Genomic DNA, 24,513 nt, shown 5'->3' with positions numbered 1-24,513 from the left:
ATTATGCGTTTTATTTATATCTGGTTCCTCTCATTGTTTTTTGTATCAAATGCTTATTCTCAGGCTTACATAGATCAGTTTGGCAAAAACAGAATCCAATATAAAAGTTTTAAATGGAGGGTTTTTACAACTCATAACTTTGAAATCTTCTATAACGAGGGAGATATGGAGCTTGCTCAGAGTGCTGGAAGGTATGCTGAGGAAGAATTGGAAAGAGTTATTGAGCTTATTGGTTTTACTCCATATGACAGAATTAGGATGATTGTTTATGCTTCTCCTCAGAAGAGTGAGCAAAGTAATATTGGATTGGGAGAGGATCTTGTGGTTGTTGGTGGTAATACAAGCTTTGTGAAATCTAGAATTGAAGTATCTTACAAAGGAAGCCAGGTAGATTTTAAAAAGGAAATTACATATGGCATTACAAAAATACTTCTGAATGTAATGATGTATGGAGGAAGCCTTAAAGATGTAGTACAGAGTTCATATTTGCTAAGCTTGCCGGAGTGGTATATTAGAGGACTTGCAGCTTACGTTGCTTATGGTAATTCTCCATATATGAATTCTCATGTGAGAGGTGCACTTGAGAAAAAAAAATATAAAGTGCCAGCGGCCCTGACTGGAAGAGAAGCTGAACTTGCCGGTCACGGTATCTGGAATTATATTGTTGAAAAATACGGTCTTTATACTGTACCTAATCTTCTAAACCTTACTCGTATTGTAAGAAACGAAGAGGCCGCCATTGAGAGTACGCTTGGAATTCCTTATTCAATTTTTTTAGCCGAATTCAGAAATTTTTACTTGGGTATAAATAACAATCTGAAAAAAGAGTACAAAGAACCTCAGGATGATAAATATTTAAGATTAAATTCCTCTAAAAAGAATGCTTTAAGTGCAGTAAAGGTTAATTCTAAGGGGAATAGAATGGCGTTTGTGAAGTTTCAGGATGGAAAATATAAGTTATTTGCGGTTGAGATAACAGACAAAGGGAAACAGGAATCAAGTACTATAAGAAAGGGGGGGACCAGAAGTGCGCAACGCGATTTTGATGTACATAATCCCACATTTACCTGGAAGTCAGATGATGAACTTGCTTTTATCTATACCAAAAGCGACAAAACGTATTTGGAAATTCACAACCTGAAAACCAGAGATAAGGTAAAAAAGAAGATTACTTATTTCAAACATGTTTTTGATTTTGCTTTTTCAGAGGATGGAACAGCGATAATATTCAGTGCAGATAAAGATGGGCAAACAGATTTGTTTTTAATGGATAATGCCCGTGGAGGAATGAAGCAAATAACTAATGACATCTTTGATGACCTGTCTCCTTCATTCTATGGGACAACTAAAGAAATAATATTTGCCTCGAACAGAAGTTCCGATACACTGATACTGCCTAAAAAGGAAATTTATAAGCCCTTAGAGCAATATTCGTTATTTAAGTACAATGGGAGTAATAAATTAGTAAGACTTACTAATGATATCAATGTAATGCAGCCAGTATTTGTAAAATCTTCAAATTCAGTTTTGTTTATCTCAGACAATGATAAGATTGATAATTTATACGGCCTGAACTTAACCGATAAAAAGTTATCCAGAAAATCAGCTTTTTTATATAATATTAAATCATTCCATATATCAAGTGCTAACAATAATCTGGTTACTATAAACAGGGTTGGAGGAAAAGAAAGAGCTTACTTTTTTCCTCATTATAACCTTGATTCAGTTTTTACAAGACTAGAGCCTTCTACAAGAATTGATGAGAAAACTGACGATAACATTACAAGATCTGAGAAGCAGGAGTTTGAATACAATTCGAAAGAAAAAGTTAAAGAAATAAATTTAGATGATTTCAGATTTGAGTCCGAACTGAAAGATACTATTAATAAAGGAAGGGTTGCGGAAATTCCATTAAGGCCAGAACTTGCCGATACTAATAAAAATCAATTGCAGAAAAGAACATCTTTTCTTGGGCCATATCCATATAGAAACTTTTTTGGCATTGATAATGTCATTTCAACAATACTAATTGATCCATTAAGAGGACTGGGCATATTACTTGAAGGCCAAATGTCAGATGTTCTTGGCAATCATAGAATAAACGTTGGAGCTTTTGGGGTTGCTGATTTAAAAACTAATAATATATTCGGAGAATATATTTATCTGAAGAAGAGAATTGACCTCAAAGTCAGGTATGATAGAAAAAATTTGTTTGCCTCAAATGAGTCGACGTCTTCTCAGATTTATACTTTGAATAAATTAACATTTACTGAATCATATCCTTTCTCTGTCTATTCCAGATTAAGTGTAAGTCCGTTTGCGGCTTTTACGAGAAGAGCTGTTACTGAAACGACTTCTAAGGATATTACCCAAGGATATCAGGGACTTAATCTCAGCTTTGTTTTTGATAACACCATAAAGCTAGGTTTGAATATGATTGAGGGAACAAGGTTTATTCTTAGTGCAGAGCAGTATGTAGCTAATGGGACTTCTTCGAACAATTTTGGTAAAATTAACCTTGATCTGAGAAGGTATCAGAGAATTTATAAAGAAATTGTTCTGGCAGCGCGTGTTGCTGGTGGATCATTCACTGGTAATGCAAAGAAAAACTTTTTACTTGGTGGAATGGACAACTGGTTGTTTAATTCAACTGACAATTCATCACCTAACAGTCCTTTAGCTATATCTCAGTTTAAAAATAACTCTGATTTACTTTTCATTGAATATGCAATGCCAATGAGAGGTTTTATTTATAATTCACAGTTTGGTTCACGTTATGTGCTGATGAATGCTGAGTTAAGAATACCATTCAGAGCTATATACAGACAGCCAATATCTTCTTCATTTTTAAGAAATTTTCAGTTAGTAGCATTTACAGATGCTGGATCAGCCTGGACAGGTGATACACCTTTTAGTAAAAATAATAGCATTAACACTACAATTGCCGGAGGAAACGGAAACCCTTTTACGGCTCAGGTTAGAAACTATGTGAATCCATTCCTGGTGGGCTATGGACTTGGAGCCAGAACTTTATTATTGGGATACTATGTAAAAGTAGATGTAGCTTGGGGAATTAAAAATAATGTAGTTCAGTCTCCACTATTGTATTTTACTTTTGGATATGATTTTTAATATCCGGATATATGATTTTATAGCATTTATACTGTTCATTTAATAATACTACTTTTTCGCCATAAAGCACTACTAATGAGTGCTTTATGGCGATTTTTGTTTGTTCGGAGTAATTCTACTTAAGGCTTTTTAAATTCTCCCTGGATTCCTTTGTGGATAAGGAATTCAAGTTTTCCACAACCTGTAACCCTGTTTCGACGTATGTTTTCATTTTTATATTACCTGTATACCCTATGAATACTGCACATTAAATGAAAAAAGTTATCAACATTTTGATATATTTTTGTGTAAAACTATTGTACAATACTGGAATTCATATAATTTTGAGATAAGATTTTAAACACAAGTTAAATTTTTAAAAAAATGAACAAAGCAGAATTAATCGACGCAATCGCAGCTGAGTCAAAACTTACTAAAGCTGATTCAAAAAGAGCACTAGATGCATTCCTAAATGCAGCTTCTAAAACTCTAAAAAAAGGAGATAAAGTTATCATCATTGGATTTGGTACTTTCTCTGTAGCTAAAAGAGCAGCAAGAACTGGTAGAAACCCACAAACTGGTAAAACTATTCAGATCAAAGCTAAGAAAGTTGTAAAATTCAAAGCAGGTGCTGATCTAGCTAAAAAAGTAAAATAAATAATTAAAAAAGCTTAAGGTAAAAAATACAGGCTTTATTAATTTGAATTTAAATAAGAAGGGCTCCAATTAGGAGCCCTTCTTATTTTACTTGATTTTGAATTCTTTCTTTACAGCTTCTACATGATCAAGTTTTTCCCACGTAAAGAATTCAACTTTTTTATTAACGATTTTCTTTATCTCTGTTTTCTTCTTGCCATCATCTTTCACCTCCACATAAGAAAGCTCGACTTCTTTTGTAAATGGCTCTCTTCCCATATGTCCGTATGCTGCAGTTTCAGAGAAGATAGGGTTTTTAAGGCCTAATCTTTCAACGATTGCTTTTGGTCTCATATCAAAAACATTTAATACTTTAGAAGCAATCTGTGCATCGGTCATGTTTACTTTTGCAGTTCCGTATGTATTTACAGTTAAAGAAACCGGTTTTGAAACTCCTATTGCATAAGCCACCTGAACAAGAATTTCCTCAGCAACTCCTGCAGCAACAAGATTTTTAGCAATGTGCCTTGCTGCATACGCAGCACTTCTATCAACTTTAGAAGGATCTTTTCCTGAGAATGCTCCACCACCATGTGCACCCTTACCTCCGTAAGTATCAACAATAATTTTTCTTCCTGTCAATCCTGAATCTCCGTGAGGGCCGCCAATTACGAATTTACCGGTTGGGTTTATGTGGAAGATTGTTTTACTGTCTATAAGTTTTTTCGGAATTACAGAAGGTATTACTTCATTAATCATGTCATTTTTGATCAATTTTAACATATCAGCATCTTTACCGAAATCATCGTGCTGAGTAGAAATGACTATGGTATGAACTCTTTTGGGCTTCCCATTATCACCATACTCAATGGTTACCTGAGATTTTGCATCAGGACGCAGGTAAGTCATTTTCTTACCTTTTTTTCTGATCTCCGCAAGTTTTTTTACCAGTCTGTGGGAAAAAGCCAAAGCCATAGGCATATATTCCGGTGTTTCTGTCGTAGCATAGCCAAACATCATTCCCTGATCACCCGCTCCCTGATCTTTGTCAAGACCTTCGCCTTCATTAACACCTTGCGCTATATCTGGAGATTGCTGGTGAAGCGCTGTAAGTATACCGCAAGAGTCTGCTTCAAACATGTACTCTGCTTTGGTATACCCAATTTTCTTAATAGTATCTCTTATAATATTCTGAGTGTCAATAGTAGCCTTTGTAGTAACTTCACCGGCAACTACAACTAATCCTGTAGTAACCATCGTTTCACAAGCAACTCTTGAATGTGGGTCCTGCGCGAGGATTGCGTCAAGGATTGCGTCTGAAATCTGATCAGCAACCTTATCAGGGTGACCTTCCGACACAGATTCTGAGGTAAATAGGTATGACATTATTTTTTAGGTTTAAAGGTATCTTTTTAAGAATAACTAATAATCAAAGTTAAATTAAAATCCATTAACACAAAAAACTTAAAGTTCAGTTTCTTCCGAAAAACAGAAATACGGCAGGTCTTTTATTAAGATCTGGCAAGTTTCCTTTCCACTCTCCAAGATTTTTTGTCTTGATGTATTGCTGAGGCCCAGTAATGTCACATGCTATACAAAGTTGTGTTTCCGGATTTCCATGGGCAATTACATCTTCTAAAAATTTATTATTTCGGTAAGGTGTTTCTATGACTATTTGTGTTGCTCTTTTCTCCCAGGCTTCGCGTTCAAGAGCTTTAAAAGACCTAATTTTTTGCTCTTTATCAATTGGAAGATACCCTTTAAAACAAAAGTACTGGCCATTAAATCCTGATGCCATCAATGCCATAAATATTGAAGATGGACCAGGAAGTGGAACTATGTTCCATTTTTTTTTATGCGCAATTGAGACTGCCAAGGCACCTGGATCAGCTATTCCCGGGCAACCAGCTTCAGATAATACGCCGATATTTTTCCCTGAAGGTATGGTATCAAATAATTTCACCGCCTCTTCTTTAGTGGTATCTTTATCAAGTTGATAAAAAATAAGATCTTCTATTTTTCGCCCTGTTTTGAGTTCACTTATATATCTTCTTGCTGTTTTGATGTTTTCCGCAAAATAATAATCAGTTTCTTTAATAACCTCCAATATTGCCGGAGCCATCATCTGAAGAGCAGTACCTTCTGCCAGTATCGAGGGAATCAGATATAATTTTGAAATTTCAGATTTGGGAATCGACATTGTATTTATATTTGTTAATCAATTAAACTGGTGAAATAATGAGTGACTTTCAAGGATTAGGGAAAGGGTTGATTATTGGTGGTTTTATATTTATCGTAATTGGATTGATTTTATTGTTTTCTGATAAAATACCACTACTTGGCAAACTCCCGGGAGATATTGCTATTAAAGGAAAAAACTGGTCATTCTATTTTCCTCTGGCAACAAGCATTTTACTTAGTATCCTTATTTCGTTAGTCCTGTTTGTTATTCGAAAACTATTCTGAATCAAACTCAAGAATGAGGTTGATAAATTCTATAGGTTTTTCAGCATGAATCCAATGACTTGCCCCCTCAATTGTTTTTATAGTAGAATTGGGGAAAATTCTTTTAATAATTGGCTCATCGGTTTCTTTTATATAATCACTCTTGCCTCCTCTGACAAAGAGAGTCGGCGTGTTAATCACTTCTGAATCATTAATTCCTGCACCTACAAATTCAATCTGTTTAGTGATTACGCTTAGATTTATTTTCCATTTGAAATGTCCATCTTCATCCCTGCCAAGATTTTTTAAAAGAAATTGTCTTGTAGACAAATCTTTTATGTGTGCTGCTAACTGATTATCAGCATCTGTCCTACTTTCAATTGTTTCAAGATTGACGCTGTTCAATCCAGCTAATATGGTCTGGTGATGAGGTGCATAATATCTCGGTGCAATATCAGAAACAACTAGTTTTCTTACCAATTCAGGATATTTCTGAGCTATTTTCATACTAGCCTTTCCTCCCATGGAATGGCCTACTATAAATGCATCCTGAAGAGCATGATCTTCTATAAATTCTTTGATGTCATCGGCAATTACATCATAATTCATTATGTCACTCCAGGGAGAGTTTCCGTGATTTCGTTCATCTATAACATATACATGATATTTTTTTGCCAATTCTTTAGCTACGGAAAATAAATTGTCAGAAGATCCAAAGAGCCCATGCAATAGAATCAAAGGCTTTCCGGTACCTAAATCTTTATAATATAATTTCATTCTTTAGTTTAATTCTTTAAGGTACATTTGAATTGTATTCTCCAGGCCAAAATAAAGGGCATCGCAAATGAGTGCGTGCCCTATTGAAACTTCATCAAGGTTAGGGATATTATCTTTTAAATATTTTAAATTTTTAAGGTCAAGATCATGTCCGGCATTGAGCCCTAGCCCAAGAGAAGCAGCTTTTTTAGCTGCGATAATATATTCAGAAATAGCCTGATCCTTATTCATTAAAAAGTTTTTAGCATAAGGTTCGGTGTAAAGTTCCACTCTGTCTGCCCCAGCTTCTGCAGCCCCTTCAACCATTTGTTCTACCGGATCTACAAAGAGACTTACTCTTATGCCCTCTTCTTTAAAATCACGGATTACATCTCTTAAAAAGTCTTTATATTTTAACGTATTCCAGCCTGCATTGCTTGTTATAGCCCCCGGAGGATCAGGTACAAGCGTTACCTGATGGGGCTTTATTTCTTTTACAAGATCAATGAATTTTCCTTCAGGATTGCCTTCAATATTAAATTCTGTTTTAATCACTGCCTTTAAAGCATAAACATCTGCATATTTGATATGTCTTTCGTCTGGTCGTGGGTGAACTGTTATTCCTTGAGCCCCAAATCTTTCACAATCCAAAGCCACTTGAATCAAATCGGGGTTATTACCTCCTCTGGAATTTCTCAATGTGGCTATTTTATTTACATTAACACTTAATCGGGTCATTGTTTTTTCTTTTTCTGAAAAATAATTTGACTATTTTTGATGACAAATAAATCCAATATTCTATTAAATTTCAAAACATGAGTTTAAAAGAAAAAATCGATGCTGATATAAAATCAGCAATGCTAGCAAAAAACAAAGATGAATTGCGTGCATTAAGAAGTATAAAATCTCTTATTTTACTTGCAGAAACTGATAAAGGGGCTCAGGGAGAGGTTTCTGCGGATGCTGAAATTAAGCTTTTGACAAAGGCAGCCAAACAAAGAAAAGAATCAGCAGAAGTTTATGCTGGACAAGGAAGGGCAGATTTAGAGAAAATTGAGCTTGATGAATTAGCTGTAATTGAAAAATATTTGCCTAAACAGCTTTCTGAAGATGAAATAGCAGCAAAACTTAAAGAAATAATTGCAGAAGTTGGCGCTAAAGGCCCTGGAGATATGGGAAAAGTTATGGGTGCTGCAACTAAGGCTTTTGCAGGAACAGCAGATAATAAGGTTGTTTCAGCATTAGTCAAATCATTGTTGAGTCAATAGGGAATAAAAGTGGAAATCTTTGATATAGTAGTTATTCTGATTCTTGCACTTGGAGGATATGCAGGATATAAAAAAGGACTGTTATTGGAAGTAGTTACTTTCCTCGCATTTATAATTGCGGTGTTATCTGCATTTAAACTTCTCAAAGAAGGAATGAATTGGTTGCAGCCGTATATGAAAGATTTCCCTCAAATGCTTCCTTATGTTACATTCACGTTAATCTTTTTGTTGGTTTTTATCGGAATATACTTTTTGGGAAAATTCTTAAAATCAATATTAGATTATACTCTGCTTGGGGTATTTGATAGTGCAGCAGGGGCATTTGTTGGTGTATTAAAAACCGCTTTCATAATTAGTCTGTTCATTTGGTTGACAAGCGCAGCCAAGCTAGAGTTTATTTCTAAATATGGACAAAAATCATTTGCTTATCCTGTGCTAGCTTCTTTTGCCCCGAATACCATCCATTTTGTAAGCTATATTATACCTTTTCAGGATATTTTTCCAGCTTTGAAAAAGATACTTGAAAACCAAAAGGCTTGATAGTACTAATTGATAATTTAGATTCGTATACATATAATCTTCTTCATCTTTTTCAAAAGCAGGGTGTAGCTTGTAGATGCTTGCGGATAGATGAAATTGAAAATCTTGAAATCCTGAATTCTTTTTCGGGAATTGTCTTGTCTCCCGGTCCTGGAAATCCCAAAGATCAACAACTGCTTCTTTCTGTCATTGAAAAATACTGGATGCACAAGCCAATATTAGGAATATGCCTTGGGCATCAGGCAATCGGATATTTTTTTGGTGCACAAATAATGAAAATGGATAAGCCTATGCATGGTAAGATTTCATTAATAAAAGTGAAGCATAAGGATAAAATGTTTGAAAATATTGATGATGAGTTTAATGTAGTTCGATATCATTCTTTAATTCTGGGGAAATTGCCACCTATGCTTAAAGTTTTGGCGGAATCAAAAAATGAAGAAATTATGGCAATTGGTCATAAAAATTACCCGATTTATGGGTTACAGTTTCATCCGGAGGCAGTTTTATCTGAAAATGGTGAAAAAATTATTCAAAACTGGCTTAGTTTATCCTTTTCGATAAAGTAATATTTCAAACTTTGTTTTAATTTGCACGTTAATAAAATTACATCTTCACATCATGACTTTTACAGTTAAGCAAGAAAAAGAATTCAAATATATTGATGAAGGTAAAGGCGAAGTTCTTTTACTGCTACATGGGCTTTTTGGAGCGCTAAGCAATTGGGAGGGAGTAGTTAAAGAGTTTACATCTAACTACAGAGTCATAATTCCTTTAATGCCTATTTATGAAATGCCTGTTAGGTCAGCAAGTGTAGAAGGTTTGGTTACTTTTATAGAAAAGTTTGTCAACTTCAAACAGTTAAGCGATCTAACCTTGTTGGGAAACTCACTAGGTGGGCACGTAGGTCTTGATTATACATTAAAAAATTCATCCAAAGTCAAAAGGTTGGTTTTGACTGGAAGCTCTGGGTTATTTGAAAATGGAATGGGTGGGTCATATCCCAAAAGAGGTAGTTATGAGTATGTTAAAGAAAGGGTGGAATATACCTTTTATAATCCCTCAACTGCTACTGAAGAGCTTATTAAAGAAGTGTTTGACATAACAAAGAGTATTCCAAAATGCATGAATATTGTGGCTTTGGCAAAATCTGCCCAAAGGCACAACATGGCGAAAGACGTTCCGAATATTAAAATTCCAACACTGTTAATTTGGGGGCTAAATGATACAATAACACCACCATTCGTTGCTCATGAGTTTAACAGGTTAATAAAGAACTCAGAATTACGGTTTATCGACAAATGCGGACATGCTCCAATGATGGAAAATCCTGAAAAGTTTAATGCTTTTGTTCACAAATTCCTGGAGTCTACCGTATGATTGCCGAAGAACTTATAAACCAGATGATTCCGCCATTGAAAGTCTCTGATTCAGCAGAGAAAGCAAAGAAATGGATGGAAGAATTCAGGTTAACCCAATTGCCTGTTGTAGAGAATAATAATTTTTTAGGATTTCTTGAAGAGCAAGCATTGTATGAAAAGGACGACTTTTCCGGACCGATTTCAAATATCAGGTTAGTTAATAAAGAATTAGTAGTAAAACCCTCTTCTCATTTTTATGATGTTATAAAGTTGGCATCTAAAAACAAATTGCAGATTGTGCCAGTAGTCAGTGATGATTCAAAATTTGTAGGAGTTATTTCTGTAAATGAGACTTCATTTGCTATGGCTCAAATGTTTGCAACTCAGGGTCCAGGGGGGATTATTGTACTTTCTATGCAGGATAAAGATTATTCTTTGTCCCAGATCAGTAGATTAGTAGAAGCAAATGATGCGAAGATATTAAGTTCATTTGTTTCAAATGATGAACTGGATCCGAATAAAATAAAACTAACGCTCAAATTAAATAGAACAGACCTTACAAGAATTATTGCGACTTTTGAAAGGTATGATTATAAAATAATTGCTAATTTTCAGGAAAATGAACTGACAAGTCACGATAAGGAAAGACTTGATTTACTGTTTAAGTATCTGAATATTTAGAATGAAAATAGCAATTCACGGAAGAACTTTTAATAATGACGCTATTCCTTTTATCCAGGAAATGTTTGATAATCTTAAATCAAAGGGGGCTGAAATCCTGGTTTTTAAAAACTTTTCAGTGTTTCTTGATAAAGTAGGGATTAAATATAATAGTGCCAGTATTTATAGTTACCATGAAGAGTTAGAAAATACCGATTTTTTATTTAGTATTGGTGGAGATGGTACCTTTTTGGAATCCGTTTCATTTGCAGGACCTCAACAAATTCCTCTTCTTGGAGTTAATACTGGTCGTTTGGGATTTTTAGCAACAACTCCTCGCGAAAAGATTTTACAGGCAATAGACTCAATTTACAAGCATACCTATAAATTCGAAGAAAGAACCTTGATTCATCTGGATTCTGATATCGATCTATTTAACGGGGTTAATTTTGCTTTGAATGAGTTTGCTATATTGAAGAGAGATATTTCATCCATGATAGTAGTTCATACTTATATTAATGGAGAATATTTAAATTCTTATTGGGCAGATGGACTAATTATTTCTACCCCAACGGGTTCTACCGGTTATTCTCTTAGTTGTGGAGGACCTTTAGTAATGCCAAGTACAAACAATTTTATCATTTCTCCAGTTAGTCCACATAATCTTAACGTAAGACCAATGATTGTTCCGGATAGCAGTATACTTTCGTTTGAAATAGAAGCAAGGAACAAGAATTTTCTTATTTCGCTTGATTCCAGATCCAAATCGGTACCTGTTAAAACCAAATTAACCGTTAGAAGAGAAAAGTTTAAAGCTAAAATTGTTGAACTTGAAGGTTATAACTATTTTCAGACACTTAGAAATAAGCTAAACTGGGGCTTGGATTTAAGGAATTAATTTTTTTCTTTTATTGAGAAAAATTTGACTTTAATTGCTACCTTAGCGTAATAATCAAATTAGTTTTGTTTCTTGCAAGAATTTTAATGAGTTTTAAACTCTTATAGGATATGAGAAAGTTGTTACAATTAGGACTTTTATTATTTTTAATTTCCTTTTTCGGGGAATCGTCATTTGCTCAAGAGTTCAATAAGAAAAACCGTTATTATAGCGTTGGTGTAACACTTAACGCAATGAACTATGTTGGAGAGTTGGACCCGGGTCCTAGTTTTGTCAGGCCAGGTATAAAGCTAACAAGACCTAATCTTGGAATTGAAGGACTTGCAAGGTTATATCCAAGAGTTTCGTTGAGAGGAGCAATTTCTTATGGAAGGATAAAAGGAAGCGATAGTAAAAGCGCTAACTACACTGATAAGAACCTTTTCAGAAGAGCAAGAAATCTTTCAATGCGCAATGATATTCTAGAAGTCAAAGTAGATGCCGTTATTGACCTGATTGGACATAGAGGAAAATATGTAAGACGTGCTGATTTTACTCCTTATGGTTTTATTGGGCTTGCTTATTTTCATCATAATCCTAAAGCTCAGAGTCCTGATGAGTTTGGAGGAAAATATGTTGCATTGAATAAATTACAAACTGAAGGGAAGTCATATTCATTAAATCAAATCGCAATACCATTTGGTTTAGGTGTACGATATAAATTGTCCAAACAGCTCGATCTAGCCTTCGAAATAGGTTGGAGGTATACATTTACGGATTATCTTGATGATGTGAGTAGTTATTATGTTGACAAAGGAGATCCTGAGACGAGTCTAGCTGCAGCTATGGCAAACAGAACACTTGAGGGGGGAGTTGCAAGAGATCCTCAGTTATTTGCAAAACTTGGGGCCGAAGAAAGATTGCAATATGATACAAATGGTAAATTGATTGGAATCAGGGGAGTATCAAATCCTGGAGATCAAAGAGGGGACAAAAATAAAGACTGGTACATCGTGACAGGATTTCATCTGACCTACATTATTCCTCCAAGAGTTGTTTGTCCTAAATTTAGATAAAAACATAAAACATTGAATAATAAAAAACTTCGAATAGCAGGAAGGCTCCTTTCTGCTATTTTTATCTTTATAGGAGTTTCAATTGCTACTGTTAATGCCCAGGTGCATGAGATTGGATTAGGTGCAGGAGGTTTTAACTATACAGGAGAACTTGCAAGGAAATTCAACCCTTTATTTTATCGTCCTGGAGGTGAGATTTTTTACAGGCTCAATTTTAGCCCTGTAGTTGCATTAAGAGGGGCGTTTAGCTTTGGAGGGATATATGGATCTGAATTAAAATCGAAAGACCCCGTGGCTAAATACAGAGCAAGTGAATTTAAAAATAGCATTACAGAAGCTTCGGTCACTCTTGAGTATAATTTTTTTAATTTCAGGGCTCCAAAGGATTCTAGAAAAGCTCAAAATTCATCAAGAATTACCCCATATTTTACAGGTGGGATTGCATTCTTTAATACCCAAGAAGACCTAGGGATGGGGAATAAATTTTTAAATATTGCAATTCCTGTTGGACTAGGCTTTAAATTTCAATTGACAGAGCATTGGAACCTGGGAGGAGAGTTTGTTGCAAGAAAAACATTTACTGATTACCTTGATGGGATAAGGGAGGGAAATGTCAATTATCGCAGAACTGGTGATATTTTAAGAACCGATTGGTATTATTATACTGGATTAACTGTAAGCTATACATTTTATAGTGTGAAATGTCCTGCTATTTATCATAAATAAGTATTTCATTTTTCAAAAGTCGAATCATTTTGTACCTTTGCCTTTCTCATTGGGCCAAAGGTAGATGAACTTAATTGAACAAATTGATAAGACTAAAATTCCAGCTCATATTGCTATTATTATGGATGGGAATGGCCGTTGGGCCAAGAAAAAAGGAGCAATAAGCAGAATTTTCGGCCATAAGAGTGCTATCACTTCTGTAAGAGAAGCAACTGAAGCCTGCGCAAAAATTGGAGTTAAGTATCTCACGCTTTATGCATTTTCCACGGAAAACTGGAACAGACCTAAGGAGGAAGTGGATGCCCTTATGCAACTTTTGGTTTCTACTGTCAAGGGAGAAGTAAAGCAATTAAATCAAAATAACGTTCGCCTGTCTACTATTGGGAATTTTAAAGATCTGCCTTCTTCTTGTCAAAAAGAACTTTCAGATGCAATTAATGCTACTAAAAGCAATACAGGGCTTACTCTTACGTTAGCTCTGAGTTATAGTGGCCGATGGGATATCTTGGAAGCAACAAGAAGGCTTTTGGAAAAGGTAGAAAAAAACGAATTAAAGTCGAAAGACCTCACATTGGACATGATTTCTGATTATGTTTCGACAGCAGGAATTCCAGATCCAGAGTTAGTAATCAGAACCAGCGGAGAGTTTAGAGTGAGTAATTTTCTATTATGGCAAATTGCGTATTCGGAATTTTATATAACAGATATTTTATGGCCTGACTTCAGAGAGGGCGATTTATATAATGCAGTGCTTTCTTTTCAAAAGAGAGAAAGAAGATTTGGAATGATCAGCGAACAACTGAAACAAGTTTAATGAAAAGATTTTTTTTAATTGCACTAATAAGTATCCTATTACCTATTTCGGTTCTGTTAGCTCAACCAATAAAGAGGGAGTACATAAATCCAAGCTATTCTAACCCCGAGCAGTATATAATCGGAGGTATAACCGTTAGCGGGATTCAGTTTTTGGATCCACAGGCAGTTATTGCTATTACTGGTTTGAAAGTAGGAGATCCAATTACAATTCCTGGGGAAGATATTACCAATGCCATAAAAAAACTTTGGGATCAAGGTTTGATTGGTGATGTAGAGGTGTCAGTTCAAAATTTGGAAGGAAGAAAAATATTTCTTGATTTCAACCTAAAAGAGAGAGCTAGGCTTTCTCGTTTTGTATTTAAAGGAGTTAAGAAGAACGACGAAAAGGATCTTAGTGATAAAATTGGCATTGCAAAAGGCAAAATTGTAAATGATGCAATGATAAAAAATGCCCAGAAGAAAGTTAAAGATTTTTATCTGGACAAGGGATTCCTTAATGCGGAGGTCACAATTACACAGGTTAAAGATACAGTAGTTGCTAATAGTATCATTCTAAAAATTAATGTAGATAAAAAACGCAAAGTTAGAATTCGCAATATTATAATTGAAGGGAATGAGTCTTTTAAGGATAAGAAGTTAAAGAGGAAAATGAAGAAGACCAAGGAAAAGCGCTGGTACAAACTTTTCACAACTTCCAAACTTCTTAAAAAGGAATATGAGCAGGATAAAGCAAATGTTATAGATTATTATAATTCTCAAGGATATAGAGATGCTGAAATAACATTTGATACTATATATAAACTTAATCATAAATCTGTCAACATAAAGATGGATATTGATGAAGGAAAAAAATACTATTTCGGAAATATCACTTGGACAGGAAATTTTATTTATGATGACAAAACCCTTAGTAGAATTTTAGCCATTAATAAAGGTGATGTATACAATCTTGCTAATCTTCAGAAGAGGTTAAATTATAATCCTAGTGGGGCGGATATCAGTTCCTTATATCTTGATGATGGATATTTATTCTTCAGTGTAGACCCAGTTGAGGTACTTATTAATGGCGACTCTATCGACATAGAGATGCGTATTTATGAAGGGCCACAGGCGACTATAAAAAATGTAACTGTGTCGGGAAATACAAAAACGCATGATCATGTTGTTTTGCGCGAGATAAGAACATATCCTGGCCAAAAATTCAGTAGGGCTGATCTTATCAGGTCTCAAAGAGAAATTGGCCAATTAGGATATTTTAATGCTGAGACCATAGGTGTAAACCCAATTCCAAATCCACAGGAAGGTACTGTTGATATTCATTACACTGTAGAAGAGAAACCTAGTGATCAGATTGAGCTTTCCGGAGGTTGGGGTGGTTATTTTGGTTTTGTAGGTACTCTGGGGCTTGTATTTAACAATTTCTCTGCAAGAAATTTATCAAAACCCAAAACCTGGAGTCCTCTGCCTGCAGGAGATGGACAAAGACTAGCCTTACGTCTGCAAGCAAATGGTAGAGCATATCAGACTTACTCACTGTCATTCACTGAACCATGGCTGGGAGGAAGAAGACCACAATCATTTTCTATAAGTTTATCGAGATCTGCTCAAAACTTATATAACAATACTACCGGAAAATATAACGCTGGTCACCTTTATGTTACGGCTGCTACAGTGAGTTTAGGTCGTGAATTGAAATGGCCTGATGATTACTTTTCATTAAGTAATTCTCTTTCCTTTGTTAGGTATGATTTAGATAATTATTCTTCGCTTTATGGAATTGGAATAACTGGTTTTAAAACTGGCTATGCCAATAACTTCTCGTTTATTACTTCCATTTCAAGGAATAGTGTAAATGATTTTCAGTTCCCTACAGGAGGATCAAATCTAAACTTGACCATAACTGCAACTCCTCCATATTCATTATTTAATGGCATAAATTACGAGAATCCAAATTTATCTAAACAGGATAGGTTCAGATATATCGAGTTTCATAAATGGATGTTAGATCAGTCTTGGTTTGTGCCGTTGATCCCCCCTAGAAAACCGGGAGGACGTAGCCTTGTATTAAATCTCAGGGCTCACTTAGGATTTATAGGATCTTATAAAAAATCTACAGGAATTGGACCTTTTGAGCGGTTTATTATGGGTGGATCTGGTATTACTGGATATAATTTCTTGTTAGGGTCAGACATTATAGGATTAAGAGGCTATCAGGACAATATTATTAAGCCTGTTCCGGAGGGTGGAACGATATTTGACAAGTTAGTTGCAGAAATAAGATATCCTGTCAATCTCAGTCCAGCTCTGTCCGTGTTTGTATTAGGCTTCTTTGAAGGCGGAAATAACTGGAACAATTTCCAGGACTTTAATCCGTTTAAAGTGTATAGATCTGCTGGTGTTGGTACAAGAATTTTTATGCCAGCATTTGGTATGATTGGTCTTGATTGGGGATATGGATTTGATGCATTTCCAGGATATAATAAAGGAAGTAAAGTGACTTTTACAATCGGACAACAAATCCGTTAAAAACATGAGAACTTTAGGAGTACTATTTTTACTTTGCCTGATTTCATTCAGCATTAATGCTCAGAAGTTTGGCTATATTGATAGTGACTATATTCTGAAAAAACTACCAGAATATTCCAAAGCTGAAAAGGAACTAAACATGCTTTCTTCAAAGTGGCAAGCAGATATCGAGAAGATGAAAAAGGAGTATGAAAAAATGCAGACAGATTTTAAAGCCGAAGAAATTTTGCTCACTGAGGAAATGAAAAAGGAACGTCTGGATACTTTAGCTGGAAGAGAAAAGGCTATCAAAGAATATCAAAAAAAGATTTTTGGTTTTGAAGGAATGATATTCCTGAAAAGGCAGGAATTAATGAAACCCGTACAAGACAAAGTATTTGAGGCCGTTGAAAAGGTAGCTAAATCAAAAAGCCTTCAGATAATATTTGATAAATCCGGTGATCTGGTAATGGTATACACCAATCCTATTCATGACTATACTGATTATGTACTTGAAGAATTAGGTTTAGGTGATCCTAATGACACGGCGGAAAAATAACCTTAAATTAAATTTTCTATTATATTTACGACATGAAAACAAAACTATTCGTTACTGCATTTTTGCTTCTATTTGCTGGAAATTTTTTAGCCAGCGCACAGTCAAATTTAAAATTGGGTTATACTAACCTTGATTATATATTAGGATTATTGCCTGAAGCAAAGAAGATTGAATCAGAGTTGAAAGATTATGAAAAACAACTTCAGGCTCAATTGCAAAGCAAATATACTGAATACGAAAAAAAACTTCAGGATTATCAGAAAGGTGTTCAAGCAAATTTATTTACTGACCTTATAAAGGAAGACAAAGAAAAGGAGTTGATGAATATGCAGAATTCCATCAAGCAGTTTGAAGAAAATGCACAAAATAGTCTTCAAAAGAAGCAGGTATCCCTGCTAGAACCTGTGCTTGAAAAAATTCAAAAGGCAATTGATCAGGTAGCTGAGGAAAACAATTATTCATATATTTTCAGCACTCATGCTGATTATGGAGGTTCTGCTATTATTCTTTATGCAAAAAGCAAAGAAGATAATATCTCCGACCTGGTGCTTAAGAAACTAGGGGTAACACCTCCAGCTGCAGGTGCAACAGATAATACTGGCATTGGAACAGGGACTGGGACAGGAGCAGGCAGCGGCACTACACAGCCTAAACCTACTGAGTCTAAACCTGCAGGGTCTGGTGCTCCAGTAAAAAAGAAGTAACTATTTTAAATCAATAATATAAAAGCCTCCATGTGAGGCTTTTTTTATTTAAGCTCTCATTTTTGGTTTAAAACAATTAAAGATTTATTCCTATTATAATTTTATGAAAAAACCTGACTTTCTTAAAGTTGGTGACATTGTTGGGATAGTAGCCACTGCCAAGAATTTTCTTCCTGAGGAACTCAATGCTGGTATTGAAATAATCAAAAGTTGGGGATTTGAAGTCAGGGTTGGTAAAAATTGTAATAACCATTACAATCAATTCGCAGGAACAGACGAAGAAAGGTTTTCAGATTTACAAGACTTTTTAGATGATCAGGAAGTAAAAGCAATTATTTGTGCAAGAGGAGGATATGGTACTTCAAGGATTATTGACAATATAAGTTTTAGCGTATTTGAAACCCACCCCAAGTGGATAGCGGGATTTAGTGACGTCACTGTTTTATTATCCCATCTGAATTCTTTGGGTTTTCAGTCTATTCATTCAAGTATGCCAGTGGTTTTTGGAAAAAATCTAAACCGTCCCTCTATTAATAGTCTAAGGGATACTTTATTAGGAAAGCTTGGTCCTTTTCACTGTCCATATCATGAGTTAAACCGGATGGGTTATGCAGAAGGGGAAATTGTCGGCGGTAATTTATCTATACTTGTTTCCCTTATAGGAACCAAATCTGATATTTCTACACAGGACAAGATTTTGTTTATTGAAGATGTAGGAGAAAACCTTTACAGAATTGATAGAATGATGGTACAGCTCAAAAGAGCCGGAAAATTAGATAAGTTAAAAGGTCTCATAGTAGGGCATTTTAACGATATGTCAGATAACATAGTACCTTTCGGTAAATCAGCTTTTGAAATAATCGAGGACGCAGTTAAGGAATATGAATACCCTGTCGGTTTTAATTTTCCGGCAGGGCATGAAGCAGATAACAGAGCTTTTATCCTTGGAGCGAAATACAATCTTATAGTAGAATCAAAGGAGACTGTATTGACTTACAATGTTAATTATTCTTCATAAACTGTCTGAAGAACTGTCTGGCCTACGGCTTTTAAAGTATTTCTATCAATAACACTCATATTATCATTATGGGTATGCCAGTATGATCCAAAATAATTTCCATCCGAATTGTCAAATTCTATAATATCTATCATTGGTATTTTGGCTATTTGATTGACATAAAGATGATCATCGGTTATCTGAGCAGTCTCCTGGTAAATAAAGTGTTTTCCAAATCCAAGTCTGTTTGCAATGTCCCATACTTTTTTTACTACGGAAGGTGCATAGACCATTGAAGTGCCTTCCATTCCAAATTTAGCATCTTTGCCTCCAACCATATCAAGTAATATACCGAAGTATGCTGTATAGTTACCTTTGTTCTTTGACCAATACTGAGAGCCCAGGCACCATGAATCATGTTGCTGAGGCCCCTGATGGAACTCAGGCTGCCCATAATCCTCACCATCAAACAAAATGATATCAACTCCCACGTTTGGCTTTTTATTTTCATTCAGCAATCTGGCAATTTCTATAAGAATTCCAACGCCACTAGCACCGTCATTTGCTCCAAGTATTGGACTCTTTTGGTTTATAGAATCCTGATCTGCAAATGGTCTCGAATCCCAATGGGAAGCCAATAAAATTCTTTTGGTTGCTTTTAGATTAAATGAGGCTTTGATATTTTTAAGATTTAACATTTTCCCGTCAAAAGCCTTGGCCTGGAATTCCTGCACTATTACGGTGTCTGCAAAAGATTGTAATTTTGAAATAAGGAAAGTAGCACATTTGTGGTGAGCAGCAGTATTCGGTACTCTCGGACCAAAATCCACTTGTTGTTCTATATACTTGTATGCTGAATCACTGTTAAATAAAGGAGCCGGAATTAATGGCCTGGATGCCTGGGGCTGCTTATCTTGTTTTGGTTTTTCCTCTCCGCAGGAAAGAAGAAAGAAAGAGAATGCAGCAATTATAGTTATAGAAAAATTATTCTTCATACGCCCAATCAATAGAGTTTTTAGAATCTCTTATTACAAGACCCGCTTCTTTAAAATACTTTCTGATTTTATCAACTTTCTCATAATCTTTGACAGTTTTAGCGTCTTTGTAAAATTCAAGTAAACCTTCAATCAAAGATTCATTTTCACTAATTCCTTCTTCAACAAGACCAAGAATATTTTCGGTTATATTGATGAAGGTTTCCTTTACTTTATTTAAAGTTTCTGAAGTAATCTGATTGATGTTTAGTGCACCTGTTTGAAAACCATTAACTTTTTTCAATAGATTAAATAAGCCAGCAATGGTTATAGCCGTATTAAAATCATCATTCAGCCCTTCGAAGCAAGCATCTGATAGTTTTCTGAACTCTTGGTCCAAAGCTTCATTGCATGGGTCTGAAACTACTGGAGATTGATTTAAGTTTTTGATCAACTTTAAGCCATTTAAAAGTTTTTTATAGCCTTTTTGAGCCGCTATCAACGCTTCATTTGAAAAGTCTAGTGTGGATCTGTAATGTGCTTGCAGAATAAAAAACCTTATGGTCATAGGCGTATAAGCCTGCTTAAGCAAAGAATGTTTTCCGGAAAAAAGCTCATCCATGGTGATGAAGTTTCCGAGAGATTTGCCCATTTTTTGTCCATTAATGGTGATCATATTGTTATGCATCCAGTATTTTGCAGGTTCAGCATGATTCCCAGCTGTTGCTTGTGCTATTTCACATTCATGGTGAGGAAACATTAGGTCCATTCCACCTCCATGAATATCAAAATGCTTTCCAAGGTACTTAGTGCTCATTGCGGAACATTCAATATGCCATCCAGGGAATCCTTCTCCCCATGGAGACTGCCACTTCATAATGTGTTCCGGAGATGCTTTTTTCCAGAGAGCAAAATCAAGAGCGTTAGCCTTTCCAGAGCCATCAAGCTCTCTTGTTCCAGATATTAAATCATCTATAATTCTTCCTGAAAGCTTTCCATAATGGTTTGATTTGGAATATTTAACTACATCAAAATAGACCGAACCATCTACAACATAAGCAAAACCACTTTCTATGATTTTTTCAGTAAGATCAATCTGCTCAATGATATGTCCGCTTGCATGTGGCTCAATAGAAGGTGACAATACATTCATCTTGTTCATAATTCTGTGGTAAGCATCAGTATAATACTGAACAACCTCCATAGGTTCCAATTGCTCAAGTTTTGCCTTTTTTGCAATTTTATCTTCCCCTTCATCCGCATCATTTTCTAGGTGTCCTACATCAGTAATATTTCTTACATATCTGACTTTAAATCCGAGAAATTGAAGGTATCTGAAAACTATATCGAATGTTATTGCTGCTCTTGCATGACCTAGGTGAGGATCCCCATAAACTGTAGGGCCACATACATACATTCCCACATAAGGTGCAAGTATGGGTTCAAATATTTCCTTCTCTCTGGAAAGTGTATTGTAGATTTTTAACTCCTTATTCATCCTGCGAATTTAAATAAAACAAGGGTAATGACTCGATAAAAATTAATTTTCTATAAAAACGTTTGCAGAAATGGGGTAATGGTCAGAACCCCAGACAGAATCATGAGTATCAAATTCAACAAAATTGATTTGGCTCGAAGCAAATATATTGTCAATTCTTAAAAAAGAATATTTGCCTGAATAAGTAAATCCGAATCCATTTCCCTTTTCCTCAAATCCATTTTTCAGATGTTTGTTAAACTGTTCATAAACATAACTATAAGGCACATCATTAAAGTCCCCACACACCATTGTAGGATAAGGGCTATTTTTTACATGGTGAAGTATTTGTTTTAATTGTTCAGCTCTTTCGAGAGCTCCGTTTTTATATTTTCTAATTGAAGTAAATAACAGCTCTTTTTCAATTTGAGTGCCTGAAAAAATTTTTTGGTCTATATTCATTGATTGGAGGTGGATATTGTAAACCCGTAAAACTTTAGTTTTGCTTATTTTAATATCTGCAAATATGGCTTGATTGAAAGTACTGCTTTTAAATTTAACCTCTCCGGATTTTAGAATTTTATATTTGGAAAGTATTGCCAATCCTATTTTTTGAGGTGGAATATCATAATAAGGAATAATGCATGAGTTAGGGTAGCTTTTTTTAAAGATTTGAACTGTGTTCAGATCTTTTATACGATTGTTTGTGTAAAACTCCTGAATACAGACAATCTGAGCTCCACTATTTTTTATCCAGTTTATCGAATTCTGGGATTGCTTGATTTTGGGATGACTGTTATTATGATAAGCACTAAAGACCCGGACATTATAGCTTATTATGTTTATCTGCTCCTTATCTTTTTTATGTAAGCTTAATTGAAAGGTTCTACCTATATATTTGAAGCCAGCGAAAAGAAGTATGGATAAAAACAGGATTGATTTGGTATATTTTTTTTTAAAGAGATAAAAAATGATTAATAAGATATTAAATAGGATAAAAAAAGGGATTAATAAGGGGATGAAAATTAAAATATGAACCTTTTGTGGAGGAAATTCATTTGAAAGGTATACAAAAAGAATTCCCCCGAAGATTAGAACTGAAAAGAATAAATTTGCTGAAAACCAACTGCTTTTAACAGATTTCATTGAAAGTATTAATTCTGTAAATTAATTTTAATTTTAGGTAATATTTTTTGAAAAAAAAGAATTTTGGTTAATTTTGCATTGTTCAAATTTAGGATAAGTATGATTAAGAGGGGACATGGTCCCCTCTTTTATTTATAAATTTATTAATGAAGATAGAGGAGAAGATACTTCAGATTGCCGAAAAAAACCTTTCGAGTGATGATTTGTTCATAGTTGATTTAGTGATTACAGGTAATTCTGGTAGGCAAAAGATTAGCATAACTCTGGATGGTGATAAGGGAGTGGATATCGATACCTGTGCATATCTAAGTAGAAAGGTTGGAAACGAGATAGAAGAAACTAACTTAATTGATTCGGCCTATGTATTGGAAGTCTCTTCGCCTGGGGTAGATCAACCATTGAAATTAAAGAGGCAGTATTATAGGAATATTGGACGAAGAGTAAGTGTTACATTATTAGACGAAAGTCAAATAAATGGTCTGCTGAAAGAAGTTAATGAAAGGGAAATAGTCCTGGATGCAGAAAAGAAAGATAAAGCGTCAAAAAAAATTGTAATAGAAAGCTGTCAAATCGCTTTCAGTGATATTAAGAAAACAAATGTTCTAGTTTCATTTAAATAAAGAAATGGAGAGTTCAATATTAATCGAGTCATTTGCGGAATTTGCAAAATTTAAAAACATTGATCGTCCGACAATGATAAGGATTCTGGAAGATGTTTTCAGAACAATGATCAGGAAGAAATTTGTCACCGACGAAAACTTTGATGTAATTATCAATGTTGACAAAGGTGACCTGGAAATTTGGCGAATTCGTGAAATCGTTGATGATGAATTTGCTGAAGATAGTTTTGATTTTGATGAGAATAAACATATATCGCTCACTGATGCAAGAAAGATAGAGGCAGATTTTGAAGTGGGAGAGGAAGTTGCTGAAGAAGTGAAACTTATAGATTTTGGTAGGAGATTGGTAATGACTGCCCGCCAAACGCTTATTCAGAAGATTAAAGACCTTGAGAAGGATATTCTTTTTCAAAAGTATAAAGAAATAGTTGGCGAAATTATCGCTGGCGAAGTGTATCAGATTCTGAATAAAGAAGTTCTCTTATTAGATGGTGAAGGTAATGAACTTGTTTTACCAAGAAGTGAACAAATTCCTAAAGACAGATTCAGAAAAGGAGATAGTGCAAGAGCTATTGTCCATCGTGTAGAAATGCATAATGGCAATCCTAAAATTATACTATCCAGAACGTCCCCTGCTTTCCTTGAAAGGTTATTTGAAAGTGAAGTTCCTGAGGTTTATGATGGTTTGATTTCCATAAAGAAGGTAGTAAGAGAGCCAGGAGAAAGAGCGAAAGTGGCAGTAGAGTCTTATGATGATAGAATAGATCCTGTAGGAGCATGTGTTGGAATGAAGGGATCCAGAATCCACAGTATTGTTAGAGAGCTGGAAAATGAAAACATTGATGTTATTAATTTTACGGACAATCTGGAGCTTTATATTGCTAGAGCTTTAAGTCCTGCTAAGATTGGGAATATCAAAATTGATGGTGATGAAGGGCGAGTTTCTGTATTCTTAAAGCCGGATCAAGTATCGCTAGCAATAGGAAAAGGCGGCCAAAATATTAAACTGGCAAGTAAGCTTGTAGGTATGGAAATAGACGTGTTTCGCGAACTTTCAGAGCAGGAAGAGGAAGATGTTGATCTTTCAGAATTTAGCGATGAAATTGAATCATGGATTATTGAGGAGTTGAAAAGAGTTGGACTGGATACAGCAAAAAGTGTGTTGGCTCTTACAAAAGATGACCTTGTAAGAAGAACAGAACTAGAAGAGGAAACGATAGAAGATGTTCTTAGTATCCTGAAGCAAGAGTTCGAATAAA

General features: G+C 34.9%; 25 protein-coding genes. 18 read left to right on the top strand and 7 right to left on the bottom strand.

Going from position 1 to position 24,513, the window contains the following annotated elements:
• Window positions 1–3 precede the first annotated feature (3 nt).
• Entirely contained in the window at window positions 4–3,132 is a 3,129-nt protein-coding gene (locus MYP_RS23515; protein WP_045469404.1) for a PD40 domain-containing protein, read from the top strand.
• A gap of 363 nt (window positions 3,133–3,495) precedes the next feature.
• Window positions 3,496–3,768, top strand: a complete 273-nt coding sequence (locus MYP_RS23510; protein WP_045469401.1) for an HU family DNA-binding protein — start codon at window positions 3,496–3,498, stop codon at window positions 3,766–3,768.
• An 87-nt stretch (window positions 3,769–3,855) separates the two neighbouring features.
• On the opposite strand, the gene metK is transcribed toward MYP_RS23510, so the two are convergent.
• Together metK and MYP_RS23500 are read right to left on the bottom strand one after the other, a co-directional pair.
• On the bottom strand, window positions 3,856–5,133 hold the full coding sequence (metK, locus tag MYP_RS23505) for a methionine adenosyltransferase (protein ID WP_045469398.1): 1,278 nt from the start codon (window positions 5,131–5,133) through the stop codon (window positions 3,856–3,858).
• A gap of 85 nt (window positions 5,134–5,218) precedes the next feature.
• Entirely contained in the window at window positions 5,219–5,947 is a 729-nt protein-coding gene (locus tag MYP_RS23500; RefSeq protein WP_045469394.1) for an SAM-dependent methyltransferase, read from the bottom strand.
• Between the two features lie 38 nt (window positions 5,948–5,985).
• Between MYP_RS23500 and MYP_RS23495 the strand changes: the two genes are divergently transcribed.
• Window positions 5,986–6,213 (top strand): DUF2905 family protein, encoded by a 228-nt coding sequence (locus MYP_RS23495; protein ID WP_045469391.1) that lies wholly within the window; start codon window positions 5,986–5,988, stop codon window positions 6,211–6,213.
• Here the strand turns inward: MYP_RS23495 and MYP_RS23490 are convergent.
• A complete protein-coding gene (locus tag MYP_RS23490) occupies window positions 6,205–6,969 on the bottom strand; it encodes an alpha/beta fold hydrolase (protein ID WP_045469388.1) in 765 nt (254 codons plus the stop codon). The two genes, MYP_RS23495 and MYP_RS23490, sit on opposite strands and share 9 nt — an antisense overlap.
• 3 nt (window positions 6,970–6,972) lie before the next feature.
• Entirely contained in the window at window positions 6,973–7,686 is a 714-nt protein-coding gene (locus MYP_RS23485; RefSeq protein WP_045469386.1) for a pyridoxine 5'-phosphate synthase, read from the bottom strand.
• A 77-nt stretch (window positions 7,687–7,763) separates the two neighbouring features.
• On the opposite strand from MYP_RS23485, the gene MYP_RS23480 reads away from it, so the two are divergent.
• The 13 genes from MYP_RS23480 to MYP_RS23420 all read left to right on the top strand — a co-directional run bounded on the left by MYP_RS23480 (window position 7,764) and on the right by MYP_RS23420 (window position 19,058).
• Entirely contained in the window at window positions 7,764–8,216 is a 453-nt protein-coding gene (locus MYP_RS23480) for a GatB/YqeY domain-containing protein (RefSeq protein ID WP_045469383.1), read from the top strand.
• A 9-nt stretch (window positions 8,217–8,225) separates the two neighbouring features.
• A complete protein-coding gene (locus MYP_RS23475; RefSeq protein ID WP_045469379.1) occupies window positions 8,226–8,756 on the top strand; it encodes a CvpA family protein in 531 nt (176 codons plus the stop codon).
• Window positions 8,753–9,325 (top strand): anthranilate synthase component II, encoded by a 573-nt coding sequence (locus MYP_RS23470; protein ID WP_045469376.1) that lies wholly within the window; start codon window positions 8,753–8,755, stop codon window positions 9,323–9,325. The genes MYP_RS23475 and MYP_RS23470 overlap by 4 nt, the downstream gene beginning before the upstream one ends.
• A 52-nt stretch (window positions 9,326–9,377) precedes the next feature.
• Complete coding sequence (locus MYP_RS23465) at window positions 9,378–10,136, top strand: alpha/beta fold hydrolase (RefSeq protein ID WP_045469373.1); 759 nt, start codon at window positions 9,378–9,380, stop codon at window positions 10,134–10,136.
• On the top strand, window positions 10,133–10,798 hold the full coding sequence (locus tag MYP_RS23460; protein WP_045469369.1) for a CBS domain-containing protein: 666 nt from the start codon (window positions 10,133–10,135) through the stop codon (window positions 10,796–10,798). Before MYP_RS23465 ends, MYP_RS23460 begins: the two co-directional genes overlap by 4 nt.
• 1 nt (window position 10,799) lies before the next feature.
• Window positions 10,800–11,675, top strand: a complete 876-nt coding sequence (locus tag MYP_RS23455; RefSeq protein ID WP_045469366.1) for an NAD kinase — start codon at window positions 10,800–10,802, stop codon at window positions 11,673–11,675.
• 110 nt (window positions 11,676–11,785) lie between these two features.
• On the top strand, window positions 11,786–12,730 hold the full coding sequence (locus tag MYP_RS23450; RefSeq protein ID WP_045469363.1) for a DUF6089 family protein: 945 nt from the start codon (window positions 11,786–11,788) through the stop codon (window positions 12,728–12,730).
• 12 nt (window positions 12,731–12,742) lie between these two features.
• Entirely contained in the window at window positions 12,743–13,456 is a 714-nt protein-coding gene (locus MYP_RS23445) for a DUF6089 family protein (RefSeq protein WP_052430463.1), read from the top strand.
• A 64-nt stretch (window positions 13,457–13,520) separates the two neighbouring features.
• Window positions 13,521–14,270 (top strand): isoprenyl transferase, encoded by a 750-nt coding sequence (locus MYP_RS23440; RefSeq protein ID WP_045469361.1) that lies wholly within the window; start codon window positions 13,521–13,523, stop codon window positions 14,268–14,270.
• Window positions 14,270–16,798 (top strand): outer membrane protein assembly factor BamA, encoded by a 2,529-nt coding sequence (gene bamA, locus MYP_RS23435; RefSeq protein ID WP_045469358.1) that lies wholly within the window; start codon window positions 14,270–14,272, stop codon window positions 16,796–16,798. Before MYP_RS23440 ends, bamA begins: the two co-directional genes overlap by 1 nt.
• 4 nt (window positions 16,799–16,802) lie before the next feature.
• Entirely contained in the window at window positions 16,803–17,336 is a 534-nt protein-coding gene (locus tag MYP_RS23430; protein ID WP_045469354.1) for an OmpH family outer membrane protein, read from the top strand.
• Window positions 17,337–17,368: 32 nt separating this feature from the next.
• The gene (locus MYP_RS23425) at window positions 17,369–18,040 is read left to right on the top strand and encodes an OmpH family outer membrane protein (RefSeq protein ID WP_045469351.1); all 672 of its coding nucleotides are present in this window, start codon (window positions 17,369–17,371) and stop codon (window positions 18,038–18,040) included.
• Window positions 18,041–18,143: 103 nt separating this feature from the next.
• Entirely contained in the window at window positions 18,144–19,058 is a 915-nt protein-coding gene (locus tag MYP_RS23420) for a S66 peptidase family protein (protein ID WP_045469348.1), read from the top strand.
• Here MYP_RS23420 and MYP_RS23415 read toward each other — a convergent pair.
• The 3 genes from MYP_RS23415 to MYP_RS23405 are packed head-to-tail and all read right to left on the bottom strand — an operon-like array spanning window position 19,046 to window position 22,634.
• Window positions 19,046–20,032 (bottom strand): M28 family peptidase, encoded by a 987-nt coding sequence (locus MYP_RS23415; RefSeq protein WP_045469345.1) that lies wholly within the window; start codon window positions 20,030–20,032, stop codon window positions 19,046–19,048. The genes MYP_RS23420 and MYP_RS23415 overlap by 13 nt on opposite strands.
• The gene (cysS, locus tag MYP_RS23410; protein WP_045469342.1) at window positions 20,022–21,509 is read right to left on the bottom strand and encodes a cysteine--tRNA ligase; all 1,488 of its coding nucleotides are present in this window, start codon (window positions 21,507–21,509) and stop codon (window positions 20,022–20,024) included. The genes MYP_RS23415 and cysS overlap by 11 nt, the downstream gene beginning before the upstream one ends.
• 42 nt (window positions 21,510–21,551) lie before the next feature.
• A complete protein-coding gene (locus MYP_RS23405; protein ID WP_052430462.1) occupies window positions 21,552–22,634 on the bottom strand; it encodes an endonuclease/exonuclease/phosphatase family protein in 1,083 nt (360 codons plus the stop codon).
• Window positions 22,635–22,780: 146 nt separating this feature from the next.
• Between MYP_RS23405 and rimP the strand changes: the two genes are divergently transcribed.
• Both rimP and nusA read left to right on the top strand, forming a co-directional pair.
• Entirely contained in the window at window positions 22,781–23,254 is a 474-nt protein-coding gene (rimP, locus tag MYP_RS23400) for a ribosome maturation factor RimP (RefSeq protein WP_045469338.1), read from the top strand.
• Window positions 23,255–23,258: 4 nt separating this feature from the next.
• Complete coding sequence (gene nusA, locus MYP_RS23395; RefSeq protein WP_045469335.1) at window positions 23,259–24,512, top strand: transcription termination factor NusA; 1,254 nt, start codon at window positions 23,259–23,261, stop codon at window positions 24,510–24,512.
• Window position 24,513: the final 1 nt, after the last annotated feature.

Source organism: Sporocytophaga myxococcoides, assembly GCF_000775915.1.
Classification (GTDB): Bacteria; Bacteroidota; Bacteroidia; order Cytophagales; family Cytophagaceae; genus Sporocytophaga; species Sporocytophaga myxococcoides_A.
The sequence above is the reverse complement of the archived record's forward strand: the minus strand, read 5'-3'. Positions and strand labels throughout refer to the sequence as shown.